17 protein-coding genes and 3 pseudogenes are annotated in these 16,941 nt (G+C 74.1%); 10 read left to right on the plus strand and 10 right to left on the minus strand.

Going from position 1 to position 16,941, the window contains the following annotated elements; all coding sequences use genetic code 11:
• Positions 1–325: 325 nt before the first annotated feature.
• Entirely contained in the window at positions 326–706 is a 381-nt protein-coding gene (locus tag AB0C76_RS35695; protein WP_359973702.1) for a CBS domain-containing protein, read from the plus strand.
• Positions 707–724: 18 nt separating this feature from the next.
• Here AB0C76_RS35695 and AB0C76_RS35700 read toward each other — a convergent pair.
• Positions 725–811 (minus strand): annotated as a pseudogene (locus AB0C76_RS35700) (IS5/IS1182 family transposase); the annotation flags it as partial.
• On the opposite strand from AB0C76_RS35700, the pseudogene AB0C76_RS35705 reads away from it, so the two are divergent.
• A pseudogene (locus AB0C76_RS35705) lies at positions 811–1,136 on the plus strand (nitrate reductase); the annotation flags it as partial. The pseudogenes AB0C76_RS35700 and AB0C76_RS35705 overlap by 1 nt on opposite strands.
• Before the next feature lie 327 nt (positions 1,137–1,463).
• Entirely contained in the window at positions 1,464–2,843 is a 1,380-nt protein-coding gene (locus tag AB0C76_RS35710) for an MFS transporter (RefSeq protein WP_359973704.1), read from the plus strand.
• A gap of 58 nt (positions 2,844–2,901) precedes the next feature.
• On the opposite strand, the gene AB0C76_RS35715 is transcribed toward AB0C76_RS35710, so the two are convergent.
• The gene (locus tag AB0C76_RS35715) at positions 2,902–3,189 is read right to left on the minus strand and encodes a hypothetical protein (protein ID WP_359973706.1); all 288 of its coding nucleotides are present in this window, start codon (positions 3,187–3,189) and stop codon (positions 2,902–2,904) included.
• A gap of 80 nt (positions 3,190–3,269) precedes the next feature.
• Here AB0C76_RS35715 and AB0C76_RS35720 point away from each other — a divergent pair, with 80 nt between their 5' ends.
• The 4 genes and pseudogenes from AB0C76_RS35720 to AB0C76_RS35735 all read left to right on the plus strand — a co-directional run bounded on the left by AB0C76_RS35720 (position 3,270) and on the right by AB0C76_RS35735 (position 6,366).
• Positions 3,270–4,121: a hypothetical protein gene (locus AB0C76_RS35720; RefSeq protein WP_359973708.1), complete on the plus strand. Its 852-nt coding sequence runs from the start codon at positions 3,270–3,272 to the stop codon at positions 4,119–4,121.
• A 65-nt stretch (positions 4,122–4,186) separates the two neighbouring features.
• Positions 4,187–5,002 (plus strand): isocitrate lyase/phosphoenolpyruvate mutase family protein, encoded by an 816-nt coding sequence (locus AB0C76_RS35725; protein WP_359973710.1) that lies wholly within the window; start codon positions 4,187–4,189, stop codon positions 5,000–5,002.
• 205 nt (positions 5,003–5,207) lie between these two features.
• Positions 5,208–5,683 (plus strand): annotated as a pseudogene (locus tag AB0C76_RS35730) (universal stress protein).
• Positions 5,684–5,973: 290 nt separating this feature from the next.
• The gene (locus AB0C76_RS35735; protein WP_359973712.1) at positions 5,974–6,366 is read left to right on the plus strand and encodes a hypothetical protein; all 393 of its coding nucleotides are present in this window, start codon (positions 5,974–5,976) and stop codon (positions 6,364–6,366) included.
• Between the two features lie 59 nt (positions 6,367–6,425).
• On the opposite strand, the gene AB0C76_RS35740 is transcribed toward AB0C76_RS35735, so the two are convergent.
• On the minus strand, positions 6,426–6,989 hold the full coding sequence (locus AB0C76_RS35740) for a dihydrofolate reductase family protein (RefSeq protein WP_359973714.1): 564 nt from the start codon (positions 6,987–6,989) through the stop codon (positions 6,426–6,428).
• A 22-nt stretch (positions 6,990–7,011) separates the two neighbouring features.
• On the opposite strand from AB0C76_RS35740, the gene AB0C76_RS35745 reads away from it, so the two are divergent.
• Positions 7,012–7,347, plus strand: coding sequence for a hypothetical protein (locus AB0C76_RS35745; RefSeq protein WP_359973716.1), 336 nt, complete (start codon positions 7,012–7,014; stop codon positions 7,345–7,347).
• A gap of 11 nt (positions 7,348–7,358) precedes the next feature.
• Here AB0C76_RS35745 and AB0C76_RS35750 read toward each other — a convergent pair whose 3' ends face one another.
• The 4 genes from AB0C76_RS35750 to AB0C76_RS35765 form a co-directional block, all read right to left on the minus strand.
• Complete coding sequence (locus AB0C76_RS35750) at positions 7,359–7,772, minus strand: hypothetical protein (protein WP_359973718.1); 414 nt, start codon at positions 7,770–7,772, stop codon at positions 7,359–7,361.
• Positions 7,773–8,218: 446 nt separating this feature from the next.
• Positions 8,219–9,289, minus strand: a complete 1,071-nt coding sequence (locus AB0C76_RS35755; RefSeq protein WP_359973720.1) for an alpha/beta hydrolase — start codon at positions 9,287–9,289, stop codon at positions 8,219–8,221.
• Positions 9,290–9,742: 453 nt separating this feature from the next.
• Entirely contained in the window at positions 9,743–10,603 is an 861-nt protein-coding gene (locus AB0C76_RS35760) for an AfsR/SARP family transcriptional regulator (protein ID WP_359973769.1), read from the minus strand.
• A gap of 199 nt (positions 10,604–10,802) precedes the next feature.
• Positions 10,803–11,540: a ScbR family autoregulator-binding transcription factor gene (locus AB0C76_RS35765; RefSeq protein ID WP_359973721.1), complete on the minus strand. Its 738-nt coding sequence runs from the start codon at positions 11,538–11,540 to the stop codon at positions 10,803–10,805.
• A gap of 449 nt (positions 11,541–11,989) precedes the next feature.
• Here AB0C76_RS35765 and AB0C76_RS35770 point away from each other — a divergent pair, with 449 nt between their 5' ends.
• Both AB0C76_RS35770 and AB0C76_RS35775 read left to right on the plus strand, forming a co-directional pair.
• Complete coding sequence (locus AB0C76_RS35770) at positions 11,990–13,099, plus strand: ScbA/BarX family gamma-butyrolactone biosynthesis protein (RefSeq protein WP_359973723.1); 1,110 nt, start codon at positions 11,990–11,992, stop codon at positions 13,097–13,099.
• A gap of 147 nt (positions 13,100–13,246) precedes the next feature.
• Positions 13,247–13,744: a DUF5959 family protein gene (locus AB0C76_RS35775; protein ID WP_359973725.1), complete on the plus strand. Its 498-nt coding sequence runs from the start codon at positions 13,247–13,249 to the stop codon at positions 13,742–13,744.
• Between the two features lie 28 nt (positions 13,745–13,772).
• Here the strand turns inward: AB0C76_RS35775 and AB0C76_RS35780 are convergent, their stop codons facing one another.
• The 3 genes from AB0C76_RS35780 to AB0C76_RS35790 all read right to left on the minus strand — a co-directional run bounded on the left by AB0C76_RS35780 (position 13,773) and on the right by AB0C76_RS35790 (position 16,851).
• Positions 13,773–15,167, minus strand: coding sequence for an MFS transporter (locus AB0C76_RS35780; RefSeq protein WP_359973771.1), 1,395 nt, complete (start codon positions 15,165–15,167; stop codon positions 13,773–13,775).
• 26 nt (positions 15,168–15,193) lie between these two features.
• Positions 15,194–15,643, minus strand: coding sequence for a MarR family transcriptional regulator (locus AB0C76_RS35785; RefSeq protein WP_359973727.1), 450 nt, complete (start codon positions 15,641–15,643; stop codon positions 15,194–15,196).
• Between the two features lie 146 nt (positions 15,644–15,789).
• Positions 15,790–16,851: a YncE family protein gene (locus AB0C76_RS35790; protein WP_359973729.1), complete on the minus strand. Its 1,062-nt coding sequence runs from the start codon at positions 16,849–16,851 to the stop codon at positions 15,790–15,792.
• Between the last annotated feature and the right edge of the window lie 90 nt (positions 16,852–16,941).

A 16,941-nucleotide genomic window follows, 5' to 3' on the forward strand; every position in this document is an offset into this window, starting at 1 on the left:
CGCCGACCCCGTCGTCGAACGCCCCCGCCGCAGCCCGTCCACGAACCGCGGCCGCCGCGGCCGCCCCACCCACGCCGCCGCCGCGGGTGTCCGGTCCGCCCCCGGCCGCGACAACCAGAGCCCCGCCGGAACCCGCCGGGCACCCAAGCGCATCGCCCTCGCCGCCTAGCAAGCAGGAACGGACCTGAACCACCCCCGTGATCCAGGCCCACACGGCTCACCAACAGGAAACGACAGCCCCGAGCCGCTCCGACGGACCCCGCCGACCCTCCCCCGCCAGTACCCCGGCCGGCAGCCCAGGCAGAAACGACACCAAGGAACCCCCATGACCCTCACTCTCGAACGCCCCGCGACCACCACCACGGTCCGCGACCTCATGACCCGCCCCGAGCTCCAGATCAGCGACGACGTCATGCTCGACATGGCGATCCACATCCTGAACGGCTCCGGCGCCGACCACCTCCTGGTCCGCGACGACGACGGCCGCTGCGCCGGGCTGCTGACCCGCCTGCACCTCGCCCCGTTCCAGAACCGCACCCCGTCCACCGAGCGCACCCCGGTCCGCGACACCGCCTTCGACCGCGCCCCGTTCGCCACCCCCGACATGCCCGCCGCCACCGCAGCCACCGCCATGCGCGCCCGAGGCCTGACCTCGTGGCCGGTGGTCGACCCCGACGGGCACGCCATCGGCCTGCTCAGCCTCTGAGAAATCATCTCGTTCGGCGATCCTGCGGTGGCAGACGAGGGCGGCGGCGATGGTGGCGAAGGCTGCGAAGTGGGTGCCCTTGCGTTCGTAACGGCGGTGGAGCCGGTATCCCCGTCATCCTGCACGGCGTGATCGGCCTGCTCGGCGCGCAGATCTGTATCACCGCCAAGGTGGACCTGCGCAATCCACTGAACCTGGTGCCGGCCGCCGGGAGCATCGTCATCGGCATCGACAACGTCTCCATGAAGTCCAGCGACACCTTCAGCCTCAGCGGCATCGCGCTGGCACCATCGTCGGCCTCACCGGCCACCACGCGCTGCGGGCGCCGGCCCCGGCGCACCTCAAGACGCAGGAGCCGCTGCTGGACCCGGGCACGTCCTCCTGCGACGCCGAGGACGACACCGGGGACGCGGGATCAGTGGACCGCTGACGGCAGCGAATTCGGCCCGTGCTATGGACCCCGGCGGAGTGACGAGCATCACCTCCGCCGGACGTCCGGGCCGACGGGGCGGCTCCAGGCCCCGTGAGACACGGGCGGGCGGCACGACGGCACGGCCGGAGGGCCTGTCCGCTTCGGGACCTTCGTCAGGAATCCGGTCGACCTTCGGCCCGGTGGCGACCCCGGTGCACCGGGGCAACCGTGGACGGTCGCCTTCGGGCGGCGACGCCGTCCGACCGGGCGGCGTCCGTCCTGTCGTCTACCCGGCGCACGGCGCGCGAACAGCGCCGCCGTACGCTCCGGAGGATCCCCGAGACCATGTCCCGGACCATCGACAACGCCCCCTACACCGCCTTCCACCGCAAACTGGCCCTCGCCTGTTCCGGTGGGCCGCTGCTCGACGGCTACATCCTGAGCATCGTCGGCGTCGCCCTCATCGGGATGCGGCCCGACCTCGGCCTGTCCACCGCGGAGGTCAGTCTGATCGGCGCCGCCGCCCTGGTGGGCATGTTCGTCGGCGGCGCCCTGTTCGGCGTGCTGACCGACAAGATCGGCCGGGAGGTGATGTACACCGCCGACCTGCTGGTCATGGTCGCCTGCTCGGTGCTCTCCTTCTGGGTCGACGCGGTGTGGGCGATCGCCGTGCTGCGCTTCGTGCTCGGCATGGCCGTGGCCGCCGACTACCCCATCGCCACCTCCCTGCTCGCCGAGTGGCTGCCCGCCAAGCACCGCGGGCGCCTCCTCGGCCAGCAGATCGTCGCGTGGTACGCCGGTTCGGTCCTCGCCTACGTGGTGGGCTACCTGTTCCTGGAGCTGGCCGGTCCCGGCAGCTGGCGGTGGATGCTGGCGAGCTCGACGGTGCTGTGCGCGGTCTTCCTCGTGATCCGCCGCGGCTCCCCCGAGTCGCCGCGCTGGCTGGCCGCCAACGGGCGGGTCGGCGACGCTGTCCGCGTCGTCGAGAAGCACCTCGGCGTGCGGGTGGACGGCCGGGAGCTGATGCCCGAGGCCGTCGGCGCCGGACGGCGCCCCGGCGGGCTGCGGCTGCTGATGACCCCGCCGTACCGCCGCCGTACCCTGTTCTGCGGCCTGTTCTTCCTCTGCCAGGTGGGCCCGCTGTTCGCGATGCTCACCTTCGGCCCGCAGATCCTCTCCTCGTTCGGCATGCCGGGCGGCACCGTGATGGAGACCCTCGGCACCGGCCTGATCAGCCTCGTGTTCCTGCTCGGCTGCTACCCCGCCCTGCGACTGATCGACACCAAGGGCCGACGCCCCGTCATCATCTGGTCCTTCGCGCTCATGACCGTCCCCCTGGCGCTGCTGGGCGTGTGGCCCACCGCGCCGGCCGCCGTCGCACTGACCGCGCTGTGCGCGTACGCCTTCCTGTGCGGCGGTCCCAACGTGCTCGACTGGACCTACCCCAACGAGCTCTTCCCGACCGAGATCCGGGCCACCGCCGTGGGCGTGGCCACCTCGGTGAGCCGGATCGGCGCGGCCGTGGGCACCTACCTGCTGCCGCTGTCGCTGACCGGGCTCGGCACCGGCCCGACCATGCTGATCGCGGCCGGGACCACGGCGCTCGGGCTCCTGGTGTGCGTGCTGTGGGCCGAGGAGACGCGCGGGACGGCGCTGGGCGCGACGCCGACGCCGGCGGGCACGGCGGCCGTTCCGGCGCAGCGGGTGCCACAGACGGTGCGTTGACGGCGCCGGCGCGCTGACGGCGGCGCCGCCCGGTCACCCGGGCGGCGCCGCCTGCGCGTCAGTGCCCCTGCGGGGCGGACGGGTTGAGCACCATGTCCGGCAGGCGGGTGGACAGCGGGGTCGGGGCGGCGAAGTCGGGGCTGAGGTTGGAGACGGAGCAGACGGAGCGGACGGACAGGTCCCGGGTGGCGAACATGCCGTCGGCGAAGCCGTCGTCGTGACCGGTCGTGCCCCGGAGCACGGTGCCGTTCGGCAGCGGGGTGGACATCAGGCCGGCGCCGAAGCAGGCCGCCTTGTCGCAGGAGGCACCGCCGACGAACCGGACGGGCTCGCCCTCGTCGTCCATGGGCAGGACGAACAGCTCCCCCCCAGGGGCCCCGCCATCGTTCGGCGGTCGCCGAACTCTCCCGCGCCTAGCGTGGCCCCATGACGATCCCCGAACCGTCCGTCCACTTCGTCCACGACGTCCGCTCGTACGCCGACGCCCGCGTGGTGCTCGAACAGCCCCTGCTGGTCGTCGAACCCGCCGCCGACACGGCGGACTCCCCCGTCGGTTCCCTGGCCTGGCTGCGCGCGACCGTCGCCCGGTTCACCGGCGACGCGCAGGTGCACGCACGTCGGCGCGTCCACGCCGAGGCCGGACTGGCCGGGCTGGCCCCGGAGCGGCTCCGGCTGGCCGCAGCCGGTTCGGCGGCGGGTTCGGACGACCGGCACGCGGTCGTCCGAACCCTCGCGGAGGCGCTCGGGCTGCCGGGGCCGGACGCCGTGGCCGAGGCGGTCGTCACCGTCTCGGCCGGGTACTTCGGCGGCGCGCTGACGCCCGTCGAGGCGAAGGCCGCCGACGAGGCCGTCGCCCTGCTGCTCGCCCACATCGGCGACAACGGGAACACGGAGGCCGCGGCGCAGCGGATCGGGCTGCTGGTTCAGGCGTGCGACGCGACGGCCCGCCTGGTCGAACACACCCGCCGCGCCGCGCCGGACGGGCTCCCGGCCGGCGGCGCGGCGGCCGTCCTCGGCGAGGTGCTGCGGCACGACCCGCCGGTGCCGGCGCTGCGTCGCCGGGCGGTCGCGGACGTCCGCGTCGGGGAGCGTGAAGTCCGGGCCGGTGACGCCGTGTTGATCGACGTGACCGCCGCCCAGCGGGACGCGCCGGATCTCCTCGTCTTCGGTGCCGGCCCGCACCGCTGCCCCGGCCGGGCCCACGCGCTGGCGCTCGCCGCCGGGCTGCTGGAACGGAACGGCCGAGCCGGGCACGTCGCCACGGCACCGGGCGCCTGACCAGGGAAACTGGGGCGACCGACGCCCCGGACGCCGCCCTCCACCTCGTCTTCTCAGGAGCAGCCTTGAGCAACACCGCCTCCAACGACACCGCCTCCGCCAACGCCGCGGCCTTCCGCGAGCTGCACCACCGCCCCGGTGAGCCCCTGCTCCTGCCGAACGCCTGGGACCACGCCTCCGCCGCCGCCCTGGCCGCCGCCGGGTTCCCCGCGATCGCCACCACGAGCCTGGGCGTCTCCGCCGCGGCCGGACTGCCGGACGGCACCGGCGGGACGCGCGCCGAAATGCTCCGGCTCGCCCGCAGGTTCGGCCACGGGAGGCTCCTGTTCAGCGTCGACATCGAGAACGGCTACAGCGACGACCCGGCCGAGGTCGCCGACCTCGCCGCCGAGCTCGCCGAGACCGGCGCGGTCGGCGTCAATCTCGAGGACGGCCGCGCCTACGGCGGTCTCACCCCGCCGCACGTGCACGCCGCGAAGATCGCCGCGATCAAGGAGGCCGTCCCCCTGCTCTTCGTCAACGCCCGCACCGACACCCACTGGCAGCGCGAGCCGGACACCGCAGAGACGGTGTCCCGTCTGGCGGCCTACCGGGACGCGGGCGCGGACGGCGTGTTCGTCCCCGGCCTGACCGATCCGGCGACCATCGCCGAGGTGGTGGCCGCGATCCCGCTCCCGCTCAACCTCCTCGCCCCGGCCGGTGGCCCGTCCCTCAAGGCCCTTGCCGACCTCGGCGTCCGTCGTGTCAGCCTGGGCGGCCTGCTCTTCCGCATCGCCCTCGGCGCGGCCGTGGACGCCGCCGTCGCCCTGCGCGCCGACGGCGTCCTCCCGGCGATGCCGAACGTCCCCAGCTACGCGGCGATCCAGGCGCTCGCGGAGTGAGCCGCTGACGCGGACGTGCTCTCCGGACCGCGCCGGCACCGGGGCGCCCTCGGTGTGACCCGGACCGACCGACCGGCTTCGACGGGGCGGCAGTTCGTTCATCCGAGGCCGCGCGGTTCGGGCGGGCCTGCCGACCGTCCCGCTTCCCTGATCGTGGCCGTGGTGGCACTGTGGGGGGTCACTCCGCACGATCGGAGCGTGACCCGTGACGACCGTCGTCTGGCTGACCGAGGGCACCTGGCCCGCCTGCGTCGACGCCGCGCGCGAGCATTCCCCGCCCGGCGCCGACATCGTCCTGCTGTACGTGCGCGGCTCCGAGGTGCCAGGGCCCGCGCACGGCGCCTTCGCCGGCCTCCTCGGCCACGGTCGTCCCCGGGAAGACTCCCGTCATCTCCCGGACGAAGGCTGGGGCGGCGACCCCGGCGGCCGCCTGGAACACCTCGCGGCCGCCTCCGGCGAACACCTCGTGCGCGCCGCCGCCGAGCGCCTCGACCTCCCCTGCACCGCCCAGGTGCGCACCGGCCGCGTCGAACGGGAGGTCGTCACCGCGTCCGAGGCCGCCGACCTGCTGGTCCTCGCCCGCGACGGGGACCGCAGCCACCCCGGCCCGCGCAGCCTCGGCCCGGCCACCCGTCCGTCGTCGACCACGCCCCCTGCCCGGTCCTGCTCGTCTGGCCCTGACGGAGGACCTGGCGGGGTCCGGCGACCGCGCCGCGGCACGCACTCGCGAAGGAGTGACAGCCGTGCACGGAAGGACCGCTGACAGGCCGTCGTGCTTCACCGAGCAGCTCACCATGGCGCGATCGGCCGCGCCGCACCGAGGCGATCGGGGCCGCGGACCACGCGCGGTTCAGACGCTCGCCGGCCCGCGTCGCGCACCTCCAGCGGGGGGCCGCGCAGCGGCCCAGAACAATGGACCGACCAGGCCACCACCGGCCCGGAAGCCGGAGAGTGAAGGAGCGCCACCGCCCGTGAAGATCGAATTCGATCCCTCGTACTCCCTGGGGGACGTCTCCGGCTCCGCCGAGGATCTGAACCGTCTGGCCCGCGTGGTGGCCGAGGGGGAAGGGGTGATCGACCTCCCGTCCTCGGCCGCGACGGGCCGCCACGACCTCGCACGGGTCGAGGTCAGGGCCACGCCCGGTCCGGGAGTGCTGCTGCACCTGGACGAGTCGCGCCGGGTACTGGTGATCAGCGGCGACGCCCCGGCACGGGCGGTGCTGGCCGAAAACCTGCGGGACATGGCCGCACTCGACGACGGCGGCCATCTCCACGTCGAGTACTTCCCCGACCACTTCTACCTCGCGGAGGGGTCACTGGCGCTGGTGGTCAACAGCCCGCACGGAGGCATGCCCCGGTGGTGAGCCCGGACGTGGGCGGTGTCGTGCGCGGTCAGTGTCGAGCGCGGTCAGTGTCGCGAGCGTCAGCCCGACGCGTCGCGGGCCCGCCGGTAGCGCTCGTAGACCACGCGGGAGCCGAACGTCCTGGTGTCGATCAGGTCCAGCCGGACGTCCTCCGTGACGGGCGGCAGGAAGGACGTGCCGCCACCGACGACGATCGGATGGCGGAACATGCGCAGCTCGTCGACGAGCCCGAGCCCGATCGCCTGTGCCGCCAGGTCGGCTCCACCGACCTCGACGTCCAGGTCGGTCGCGGCGAGCGCCGCGGCGGCCTCCTCGGCCAGCGGCGCCCTGGCGAGCCGCGCGTTGCCCTCGACGCGGTCGAGCGTGCGGCTGAAGACGACCTTCGGGATCCCGCTCCACACGTCGGCGAACTCGGCCCAGAGCTCCGTGTCGCGCATCGACGGGTCCGTCTCCCACGGCAGCATGGTCTCGTACAGCCTGCGGCCGCACAGCAACCCGCCGAGTTCCCCGACCTGTTCGATGTGGAAGCGGAACTGCTCCTCGCTGGGGACCGACCAGGCGAACCCGCCCTCGCGGTCGGCGATGAACCCGTCCACCGAAACGCCCATCGAGTAGATCAGCATGGCTCCGAGCCTACGACGCCGAGTGCGTTCACGCCGCCTCCGACGCGACCGCGCCCCGGCCGGGCTCCACTGCCGGGAGCCCGGCCAAGGCCGACTGGTCAGGGCGGACCGGTCAAACGCCGACGGACGACGATGCAGCGCGATCCGCCGTTCGTACAGGCCGGCCCGTTCGACGACGCTGACCACGGCCACGGGCGCCCAGCTGGAGATCACCACCGACCTGCGCGCCGCGATGTTCGCCCCGGGCAAGAACACCCGGGCCGACCGCGCCGCCAGCACCCTGCCGCTGTTCTGGAACTTCGCGTCCGCCATCCGCACCGCCGTCCAGCGCCTGGAGGCGACCCAGCCGGTCCTGTGACGGCCCGGCGGTCAGCGCTCGTCGAGGGCGTAGCCCAGGCTCCGGGCCTGCTCGGCGACGGCGGTGAAGTCCGCGGTCGCCGACAGGGCGGCCACCGTTCGGCGGGTGAGCGGGGCGCCGGTCAGGACGGTCTGGACGGCTTCGTGGTCGATGTCGCGTTCGTAGTAGTCCCCGGCCCAGTCGGTGTACGCCCCCGCCGTGCCGTCCGTCAGCAGGCCGAACAGCCGGTCGGCGCCGTCCGATTCGTCGTCGGCGAACTCGACCGGGCCGCTTCCCCACCCCTCCGCGCCCTTCTCGTGCCACGCGCAGACCGTCGCGTCGAAGAAGCCGTCGAACTGGAACTCCTCCGCCCGGGCGTAGTGCGCGAGCGGGGCGGGCAGGCCGTCGAGCAGACCGGGCCAGACGCGCGTTCGTCCTCGCGCCACGGGGTGGCGTCGCACTCGTGGTCGAAGCCGTAGAGGAACACCCCGGCCGGGTCGAACACGACCGCGTACTGGTCGCCGGAGCCGTTGTCCATCGTCGCGAGGTCGACGCCCTCACGCCAGCCGGGGACGAACCCGTGGGTGGCCCCGTGCGGGTCGAGGATCGCCCCCAGCAGCGCGATCGCCCGGCAGCGGGCGTGCAGGACGGCGGGTGCGGGCAGGGCGGTCACCAGGTCGTGAACGGTCATGGGTGCAGTGAACCGCACGTCACCGACAGTCCGGCACGCGTCCCGCCGTCAGGCTCTCGCCGTCGCGGAACTCGCTCGGCGGCCGCCCTCGGCCGAGTGGATCCAGCAGCCGGCGGCGACGTCCTCGACCGCCTCGGCGTGGTCCGCCGGCGGGCCTGCGCCCGGGGCGGTCCGCCGATCCCGGGTCCGGCCTGGTGAGGGCTACCGCTTCCAGGGGCGGGCGAACTCGTGCAGGGCCGCCACGGCCGCGGGCGCCAGGGTGTGGTCGTTCACCGGCGTGCCGGCCGGGTGCAGGAAGTGGTCGACTCCGTCGAGGGTTTGCAGGCCCGGGCCGGTGGTGCGGGCGCGGGCGAGGGCGGCGAGCAGCGGCGGGGTGGTCGCGCAGGGGACGTTGGCGTCGGCGGTGCCGCACGTGACGGTGACCCGGGTGCCGGGGCGGATCGCACGGGCGACGTCGGGCGGGTAGACGGCGTCGTCGCTGCGTACGAAGCGGGCGTTGTTCGGGCCGAACAGCGCGTTCATGAGGGCGGCGAGCGGGGGCAGCAAGGTGCTCGTGTCGGCCGGGCGGCCGGCCCGGAAGTCCGCGATCGCGGCGCTCACGCCCGCCTTGTTCGCCTCGGCCTGCGCCGCGGTCACCTGGCCGGCGGCAACGGCCTGGTCGAGCTGGCCGGCGAGTTGGGCGGCGAGGAGGTCGAGCAGGCGCGCGTCCTGCGGTGCCAGCAGGGCGAGGCCGGCCGGCGCGGGCCGGACCGTCCGGGCGACGAGGAGGGCCTGCAGGCCCCCCTCGCTGTGGCCGACCACCAGCAGGGCGTGCGGGTCGGCCTCGGGCTGGTCTCGCAGGGTGGTGTAGGCGGCCGCGGCCTGGCGGGTGAAGGCGGCGAGGTCGAGCCGGCCGGGGTCGCCCTGGTAGGCGCCGGGGCCGGTGCGACCGGTGAAGTACTTGTCGAAGCGCAGCGTCATGACGCCGTCGCCGCCGAGGGTGTCGGCGAGCAGGGCGAGGGTGCCCGGGGTCAGCGCGGGCGGCTCGTCGCCGTTGCGGTCCGTCGGCCCGCTGCCGGGGAGCAGCAGTGCCGCGGCGAGGCGGTGCCCGGCGCGGTGGGCGGGGACGTGGAGGGTGCCGTAGGCGGTGGTTCCGTCGGCGGTGAACTGGATCTCGCGGTCGGCGGCGGGGATGAGCGCGCCGCGGTCGGCCGCGGTCGCGGCGGGTGTGCCCAGTCCTGCCACGGAAGCCGCGGCGAGCAGGACGGCCGTCGCCAAGGTTCGCCAACGCATCTGTGTTCTCCCGGGAGTTGAGGTGTGGTTCAGCGGCAGATCGGTTGCATGACCGCCACGGTGGCGGCCGGTTCCCCAACCTACGTGAGCACCTCGTCGGCGACCGCCCCCCGGCCGACCGGCCCTTGCCCGGCGGCGGCCAGCTCGGCGTCCGCCAAGGTCGACCCGGCGGAGGCGGACGGTCCCGACCCGGCGGAGGCGGACGGTCCCGACCCGCCCCGCCCGCCACCGGCGAAACCGGACGCGGTGTCGGAATCGGGCGTCGAAGCCGCCCGGGATGCTCCGGGGGCAACGATGGGTCGGGGCGGAACGGGGCATCAGGGTGTCGGTGGCGTCCGTGGCGTCCGTGGCGTCGGTCGCGAGCACGAGCGTCCACGGGCGCCCCGTTCGCGCCCACCGATCGGGTTCACCACCGGCCGGCTCCGCACCCGCCGCGAAGGCTCCGGGACCCGATCACCCGATCCGGCTGAGCCGGGGCCGCGTCGCCGGATCGCCCCCGCCGGACGGGACCGCGACCGGGCGCTCCGGCTCGACCCGCTCCGGCCCGGCGAGCAGGATCGTGCGCTGAAGCCGCCGCAGCACCGCCGACGGTTCCATGCCCAGCTCCCGCACCAGGGTGTTCCGCAGCCGCTGGTACGCCTCCAGCGCCTCGCCGCGCCGCCCGGAGCGGTGCAGGGCGAGCATGTACTGGCCGTGCAGGCTCTCGTGGGTGCGGTAGCGGTCGACCAGGACGGTCAGTTCGGCGAGCAGGACCCGGTGGCGGCCGAGCCGCAGGTCGGCCTCGATGCGCTGGTCCAGGGCGCAGAGGCGGGTCTCCTCCAAGCGCTTGGCCTCGACGGCGAGCTGGCCGCCGAGCGGGACGTCCGCGAGGGCCGGGCCGCGCCACAGGGCGAGGGCGTCGGCCAACTGCCGGGCGGCGAGCGCGTGGTCGCCGCCGTCCATCGCGCGGTATCCGAGGCCGGCCAGGCGCTCGAACTCGTGGAGGTCGACGGTGCCGCCCCCGGTGTTGAGCATGTAGCCGCCGGGCGACGTCACCAGGACGTCCTTCGCGCAGGTGGCGGCGCAGGGCTCGTCGGCCCGTGAGAGCGCTCTGTCGATCAGATCGCGCAGTTGCAGCACGTAGGTCTGGACGGTCGTGCGCGCGCTGCGCGGCGGACGGCCGGACCACAGCTCCTCGGCGAGGACGCCCGCCGGAACGACCTGGTCGGCCCGTAAGGCCAGCAGCGCGAGCACCTGCCGCGGCTTGGGCGCGGAGGGCACCACCGACTCCCCGCACACCCGGACCCCCAAAGCTCCCAGCACCCGGATCTCCACGATGACCACCCCACATCCAGACGCGTCGGCGACCCCGACGGCCACCGGTCGGCCGAGCACCCGTCAGCCGGACGGCAGGGCACCCGCCACCATCCAAAAACAGGGCGGACGGTTTGTCAATGGAAAACCGACCGAGCTGTTTGTTTTGTGTCGGACGATTCGCCATCGGAGACAGACGAGGACCAGGGGGCTGCCGTCCTCAGCCGGCGTCCGGACCGCCCACGGCCGCAACTCCGCTTTCTCTCACCTCTCCTGACGCCGCGTCGGCCGAGCCGGCCCCGTCCCCCGCCGCCCGCGCCGCCACCTCGGCCGCCACCCTGGCACCGCGGTCCGGCGCCAGGTCGAGCGTGGCGAGCACGCCGGGCATCGCGATGCTCGGCATCACGAGCCGGTAGAGCCCGGCCACCCGCCGCTCCAAGTCCGCCCGCCCGGTGAGCTTCTGAGACTGGATCTGCACGCCGGTCCACGCGCCCATCAGCAGCCAGGCGGTCTCGGCCGGCACCACGTGCGGCAGTAGTTCGCCCCGCTCCTTCGCCGCCGTGAGCATCTCCTCCCCCCGGGTGATCCAGCCCTCGAAGGCGCCGCCCCGCAGGTCGCCGAAGACGTCCTGGCCGAGCGAGAGCCGCGCGCCCGCGCTGAGCAGCGCGTCCCGCGGCATCAGGTACGCCACCACCATCCCGGTGTCGACGAACTCCTGGAGCTTGCAGCTCCGTTCGGGCAGCGGCCCCTGCACGAACTGCTCCTCCACGACGCCGAGCGCGAGGTCGCGCTTCGAGGCGAAGTGGAAGTACAACGCCCCGCGCGTCACGCCCGCGCGCGCGACCACTTCGCCGATGGTCGCGCCCTCGTAGCCGAACTCGTCGAAGACCGACGCCGCGGCCTCCAGGATCGACCGCCGGGTCTGGACCGCCCTCTCCTGCCGAACCAACGCCACCACCCCTGAACCGTCCCGGAGAACCAAACCAAACACCCTGTATCTTACCCGCGCAGGAACCGGCAGGCCCCCCTTCCAAACCGCGCGTGCCCGCCGCCGGCCACGGTAAGAACCGTGTGAACGGTACGGGTCGGCCAGGCCGACGGATGGTTCACCCCCGATCCGCCGGCACGGAACGGCGCCTCCCACTTCCCAGCACCACGCTCCGGCCAAAGCATGGTCAAACAACGCCCAAGTGTTGTTGTCCTGACGAACTCACCGCAGGTCAGACGCCCGCACGCCGCCGACGCCGGACTCCCGGGCGGTTCGGTGCGCCCCCGGAGCAGAGGAACCACAACGCTGGGTCGCCGACGAACCGTGGGCCGGACTCCTTGAAAACCAAACCGGAAGGTACGTATCTTACGAGCCCTGAGCAGCCCTTCCCGCCCGCCACGGCCCTTCGGAGCGCTCCCATGACCCAGCTTGCCTACCGTGCCCCCGCGCCCTCGGGCGCCGCCGCCGGTCTTCCCCGCGGCCTCTCCACCGGGCTCTTCTCCGGGTTCTCCGACGACCTTCCGGACGACCTCTCCACTGGCTTCCCCGGTTTCGGGCCCGCGCATGCCGGGTCCGCCTCCCGGCCCGCCGACCACCCGACCGGCTCGACGCCCCAACTGACCACCACCGTCCCCAAGGAGTACGTCCACCGCGCCTGCCACGCCGAGGTCTTCCTGACCGGCAGTGAGCAGCTGACCGACACCACGTTCACGGTCACCGCGCAGTGGCCGCGAGCCCACACCTTCTTCAGCACGCCGGACGGCACCCGGCACGACCCGATGCAGGCCGCCGAGACGGCCCGCCAAGCCGCGCTCTACCTCGCCCACACCCGCTTCGGCGTCCCCCTCGACCACAAGTTCATGATCTGGAACCTCGACGTGACCGCCCGCCCCCGGCACCTCTCCATCGGTGCGACGCCGACCGACCTCACCCTCGAAGCGAGAGTCGTGCCACGCCACAGAGGCCGTAGCACGATCGACTTCACCATGTCCGTCACCGTGCGCCGCGGCCCCCATGTGGCCGCCACCAGCCAGGGCCGATTCACCACCGTTTCGGACACCACGTACCGGCGCCTGCGGAGCGCCGGCAGGACCGCCGACGCTCCGGGGTCCGACCGCCTCGTCCCCGCGCCCGCCCCGGCCGACCCACCGCTGCCACCCGCCCGGGTCGGCCGACTGCGCCCCGCCGACGTCGTGCTCACCCCGTCCGACGAGCCCGACACCTGGCACCTCACGCCCGACCCGTGGCACCCGATCCTCTTCGACCACGCCATCGACCACATCCCCGGCATGGTCCTGCTGGAGGCCGCTCGCCAGGCCGCCAACGCCCTCACCTCCCCGGTCACGGTCGCGCCGACCACCATGAACACCACCTACCACCGGTACGCCGAGCACGACGCGCCCACCATCGTCACCGCGCGCCTCACCCGCGCCGAGGACCCCGACGCGCTCACCGCCGTCGTGACCGGCCACCAGCACGGCACCCCGATCTTCACCACGGCCATCACCGGCCGCCCGGAACACCGCTGAGGCCCTTCCGAGCGCGGCCCGTCCGGCCCCCGCACCGAACGGGCCGCCCGTGCGCCCACAACGACCTTTGCCACCACCGGGATTGGCGTCGGGCGAACACCTGCGCGAGGATGAGCACCTTTGGAAGGCTGTCACCGGGAGTGCACGATGAGTGAAGTCGCTTCGCAGCAGAACGAGTTGATCAGACTCGCCGACCGCCAGGGCGGCGCCGGGAAGAGCCTGCTGGTCCGCATCCTCGGCCGGCACGCCCCGGTCACGCCGCTCGGACACGGCCGGCTGGACTGCGAGATCGTCGCCACCACCGAGGCGCTGACCGCCCGGTTCGTGACGGTCCTGACGGAACATCACCTCATTGAATGGGAGGCCGCCCTGGAACGGCTCTCCCGCCGGGAGGCGGTCCGCTGGCTGGACGAGGAACACGGGCCGGAGCTTCGGGTCGAGCCCGGCCGGCCAGGTGGGGTCTGGGTCACGGTCTCCGACGCCGAGGACTCCGGCGTGACCCTGCGCTTCATCCTCTCCCCCGCCCCCGGCTGGCTGGAGGAGCAGCACGCCCTCCTGAAGCTCGTCCGGGAGGGCTGCCCCACCGAGGCCGTCGAGCTCTCCCCTGACGTCCACGCGTGGCGCACCAGCCTCGACGAGGCGTAGCGGGCGAGCAACTCCCCTTGCTTTTGCATCAGTTGGGCGCAGCCGATGCGAGCCGGCGCAGCGAGCGGTCGGGCAGGACGAGTGCGAGCAAGAGGGCGGCACCGCCGAGCATGAACAGCGCGAGGTGGTGCAGCCCCGCAGTGGTGGCGCCGTGCGGGAAGAACGCGGCGCCGGCCGCGGAGGCCGCCATCGCGCCGAGGTAGGTGAACGTGCGCAGCAGGCCCGCCGTGGCGCCGATCCGGGCCGGGTCGGCCTGGTGGTAGAGGGCGGCCTGGTTGGCCGGCCCGACGAGCCCCTGCGGGATCCCGGCGAGTGTCCCGACGGCGACCAGCAGCCAGATCCCGCTCCCGGATCCGACCAGCGACATCGCCGAGCAGGCGGCGAGTTGCAGGAAGGAGCCGACGACCAGCTTGCCGCGGACGGCCGTGCTGCGGCCGGTGGCGGCGGAGACGGCGAGGGCGGCGCCGGAGAGCGGCAGCAGGACCAGTCCGGCGGCCGAGGGCGTGAGCCGGCGGCCTTCCTCCAGCCACTGGGTGTAGCCGTAGAGGAAGGCGTAGGAGGCGGTGTAGCCGAGGAGTTGGCGCAGGTAGGTGACGACCAGCGGGCGGTTCCCGGCGAGCGTCCGCACGTCGACGAAGGGATCGCGGACGCTCAACTCCCGTACGGCGAAGGCGCACGCGGCGGCGACGGCGGCCACCGGCAGGTACCAGCGGGCGGCCTGCGGCTTCGCGAGGAAGAGCATCAGGGCGACGAGCACGGCGGCGAAGAGCGCGATCCCGGCGCCGTCGAGGCGGGCGGAGGTGCGCCGCGCGCGGGCGGGGCGCCTCGGCAGGCGGGCCGCGCCGAGGACCAGGCAGGCCACCGACAGCGGCACGTTGACGGCGGGGACGGCCCGCCAGCCGCCGGCCCCGATCAGCAGCCCGCCGAGGGTGGGGCCGATGACGGCGACCGTCTGGTTGGCGACGGCCAGCACGGTGAGCACGCCGGCCGGGCTGTCCCGCCCGGTCCGCACGGCCTCGCTGCGGGTCAGGTGCATCGCGGCCGGATAGGCGGCCGACGTGCCGAGGCCCAGCAGCACCCGGGCGGCGATCAGCAGCCCGAGCGAGGGGGCGAGCGCGCCCAGCAGGCCCGCGACGCCGACCAGCGACGTCCCGGCGAGGTAGAGGCGACGGGGCCCGTAGGTGTCGACCAGCCGCCCGATGACGGGCTGGCCGACGGCGGTCGCGAGGTAGAGCGCGGAGACGAGCCAGGCCGTCTCCGCGGGCGGGGCTCCGAAGGCGGCGCCGATGGGCACCAGGGCGACGGCGATCATCGAGGAGTTGACCGGGTTCAGCACCGAGCCGAGGACCATCGGGGCGATCAGCCGCCGGTCGAACTCCCCCTCCCGGAACGGCCGTTGTCCGCCACGGGATATCGACCGGATCCTGGTGAGCAGGGCCCCGGCGCCGCTCACCGGACGGTCAGCCGGTCGAGCAGGGCCAGCGCCTCCAGCACGGTGGCGCGCTCGGCCTCGGTGTAGCCGTCCTGGAGGGCGCGCGCCAGCCACTCCTCGCGCGCCTGACGGCTGTCCGCGATCATCGCGCGCGCGGCCCCGGTGAGGCCCACCAGGAGCCGCCGCCCGTCCTCCGGGTCGGGACGGCGCTGGACGTACCCGCGCTCGACGAGCACGGCGAGCGTCGCGGCCATCGACTGCGGGCGGACCCGCTCGGCGGCGGCCAGCGCGGCGGCGGAGGCGGGCCCGTCGGCGACGAGCCGGCTGAGGACCGAGGTCTGGGAGGGGGTGAGGCCGGTGGTGTCGTCCGCCTCCTTGAGGGCACGGCGCAACCGGGTGAGGAGCGTGCGCAGTTCCCGGGCGGCGCGCGCGGCGGACTCGCCGACGTCGGCAGGTTTCTCGTTCACGCCGTCCACGGTAGTTTCATCAGCCCAGACTGTCCAGCCTTGCTGCACAGTTCACCTGCACAGTTGTGCTGCACAGTTCGACCACCGGGACCGTCCGCACCCGGGCACCGCCCCGACCCCGACCCCCTCGCCGTCGGCGGCGCGGATCAGGCCGGACGCGGGACGTACGCCAGACCGTGCGCCCCGGGCTCGCCGTTGCGGGCGACGTCCAGCCGGGACACCCGCTCCAGCGTCTCCAGGTCGACGACGTCGACGGTGGACGACACGACGTTGGCGACGTACGCGAGCCGGCCGTCCGGCGAGGAGGTGATCGTCAGCGGGAAGAGCCCGACCTCGACCGACCCCACCCGCTCACGCGCCCCCGCGTCGAACACCGTGAGCCGCCCCGGCAGGTGCCGGCCCAGCCGCTCCCCCGGTCGGGCCTCCATCCGGAGCTCGCCCGCGAGCAGCCGGCCCGTCGACGTCAGGTGGACCGGCAGGACGACGCCGCCGGTCGGCAGCACGTCGACGACGGACGCCGAAAGCGCGTCGATCACCCGGATCCCGTTCACCGGCCGCTCCCCCTCTCCCGGGGCGAAGGACGCGTACGGCGCGGCGACGAACGCGTGGGCACCGTCGGCGGACACCGCGAGCCCCTCGCTGCCCGGCACGCCGACCTTCGCCGTGAGGACGCCCCGGTCGAGATCGACGACCGACACGAACGGCGCCTCCTTGTTGGTGGCGAAGCCCGTCCGGCCCGCCGGGTCGATCGCGAACCAGTGCGGGCCGGGCGCGTCGGTGTCGATCCGTCCCACCGGCCGGCGCGTCACCGTGTCGACCACCACGACGCCGCCGGGCCGCCCCTCCGAGCCCTCCACGCTGACGTAGAGCCGGCGGCGCGCCGGGTCCAGCGCGAGCCCGTGCGGCCCGTGCTCCGGCGAGAGGTCGACGACCTCGACGATCCGCCGCGTGTCCGGGTCGATGGCGGTCAGCTTCGTGCTCCGGCCGCTGTTCACATGGTAGTAGCCGGAGTGGTACGCCGTCGTGCACCACAGCAGGCGCTGGGCCGGGTCGAAGATCAACTCGTGTGGCTCGGCGGGGACTTCGACCGTCCCGAGGAGCCGGTCGGTGGCGGCGTCGAAGAACGAGACGGTCGGACCGCTCTGGCTGACGACCGCCAGGACGTCGCCATCGCGGCCTTCACGGACTCCGCGGGATGACTGCTGCATGAGGAACTCCTTGATCGGAGTGGGAAGACGCTCTTCGGCGGCGCCTCCCTGGACAGCTCCACTCTCGCCGTCCGCCGCACCCACCGACAA

Origin of the sequence: Kitasatospora sp. NPDC048722 (assembly GCF_040650235.1) — a bacterium.
Classification (GTDB): domain Bacteria; phylum Actinomycetota; class Actinomycetes; order Streptomycetales; family Streptomycetaceae; genus Kitasatospora.

Excerpts from the sequence above, each read along its gene's own strand:
- AB0C76_RS35775 (WP_359973725.1), top strand. The coding sequence starts at position 13,247 with ATGAGTGAAGTCGCTTCGCAGCAGAACGAGTTGATCAGACTCGCCGAC.
- AB0C76_RS35720 (WP_359973708.1), top strand. The coding sequence starts at position 3,270 with ATGACGATCCCCGAACCGTCCGTCCACTTCGTCCACGACGTCCGCTCG.
- AB0C76_RS35695 (WP_359973702.1), top strand. The coding sequence starts at position 326 with ATGACCCTCACTCTCGAACGCCCCGCGACCACCACCACGGTCCGCGAC.
- AB0C76_RS35770 (WP_359973723.1), top strand. The coding sequence starts at position 11,990 with ATGACCCAGCTTGCCTACCGTGCCCCCGCGCCCTCGGGCGCCGCCGCC.
- AB0C76_RS35790 (WP_359973729.1), bottom strand. The coding sequence starts at position 16,851 with ATGCAGCAGTCATCCCGCGGAGTCCGTGAAGGCCGCGATGGCGACGTC.
- AB0C76_RS35710 (WP_359973704.1), top strand. The coding sequence starts at position 1,464 with ATGTCCCGGACCATCGACAACGCCCCCTACACCGCCTTCCACCGCAAA.
- AB0C76_RS35755 (WP_359973720.1), bottom strand. The coding sequence starts at position 9,289 with ATGCGTTGGCGAACCTTGGCGACGGCCGTCCTGCTCGCCGCGGCTTCC.
- AB0C76_RS35715 (WP_359973706.1), bottom strand. The coding sequence starts at position 3,189 with ATGGACGACGAGGGCGAGCCCGTCCGGTTCGTCGGCGGTGCCTCCTGC.
- AB0C76_RS35740 (WP_359973714.1), bottom strand. The coding sequence starts at position 6,989 with ATGCTGATCTACTCGATGGGCGTTTCGGTGGACGGGTTCATCGCCGAC.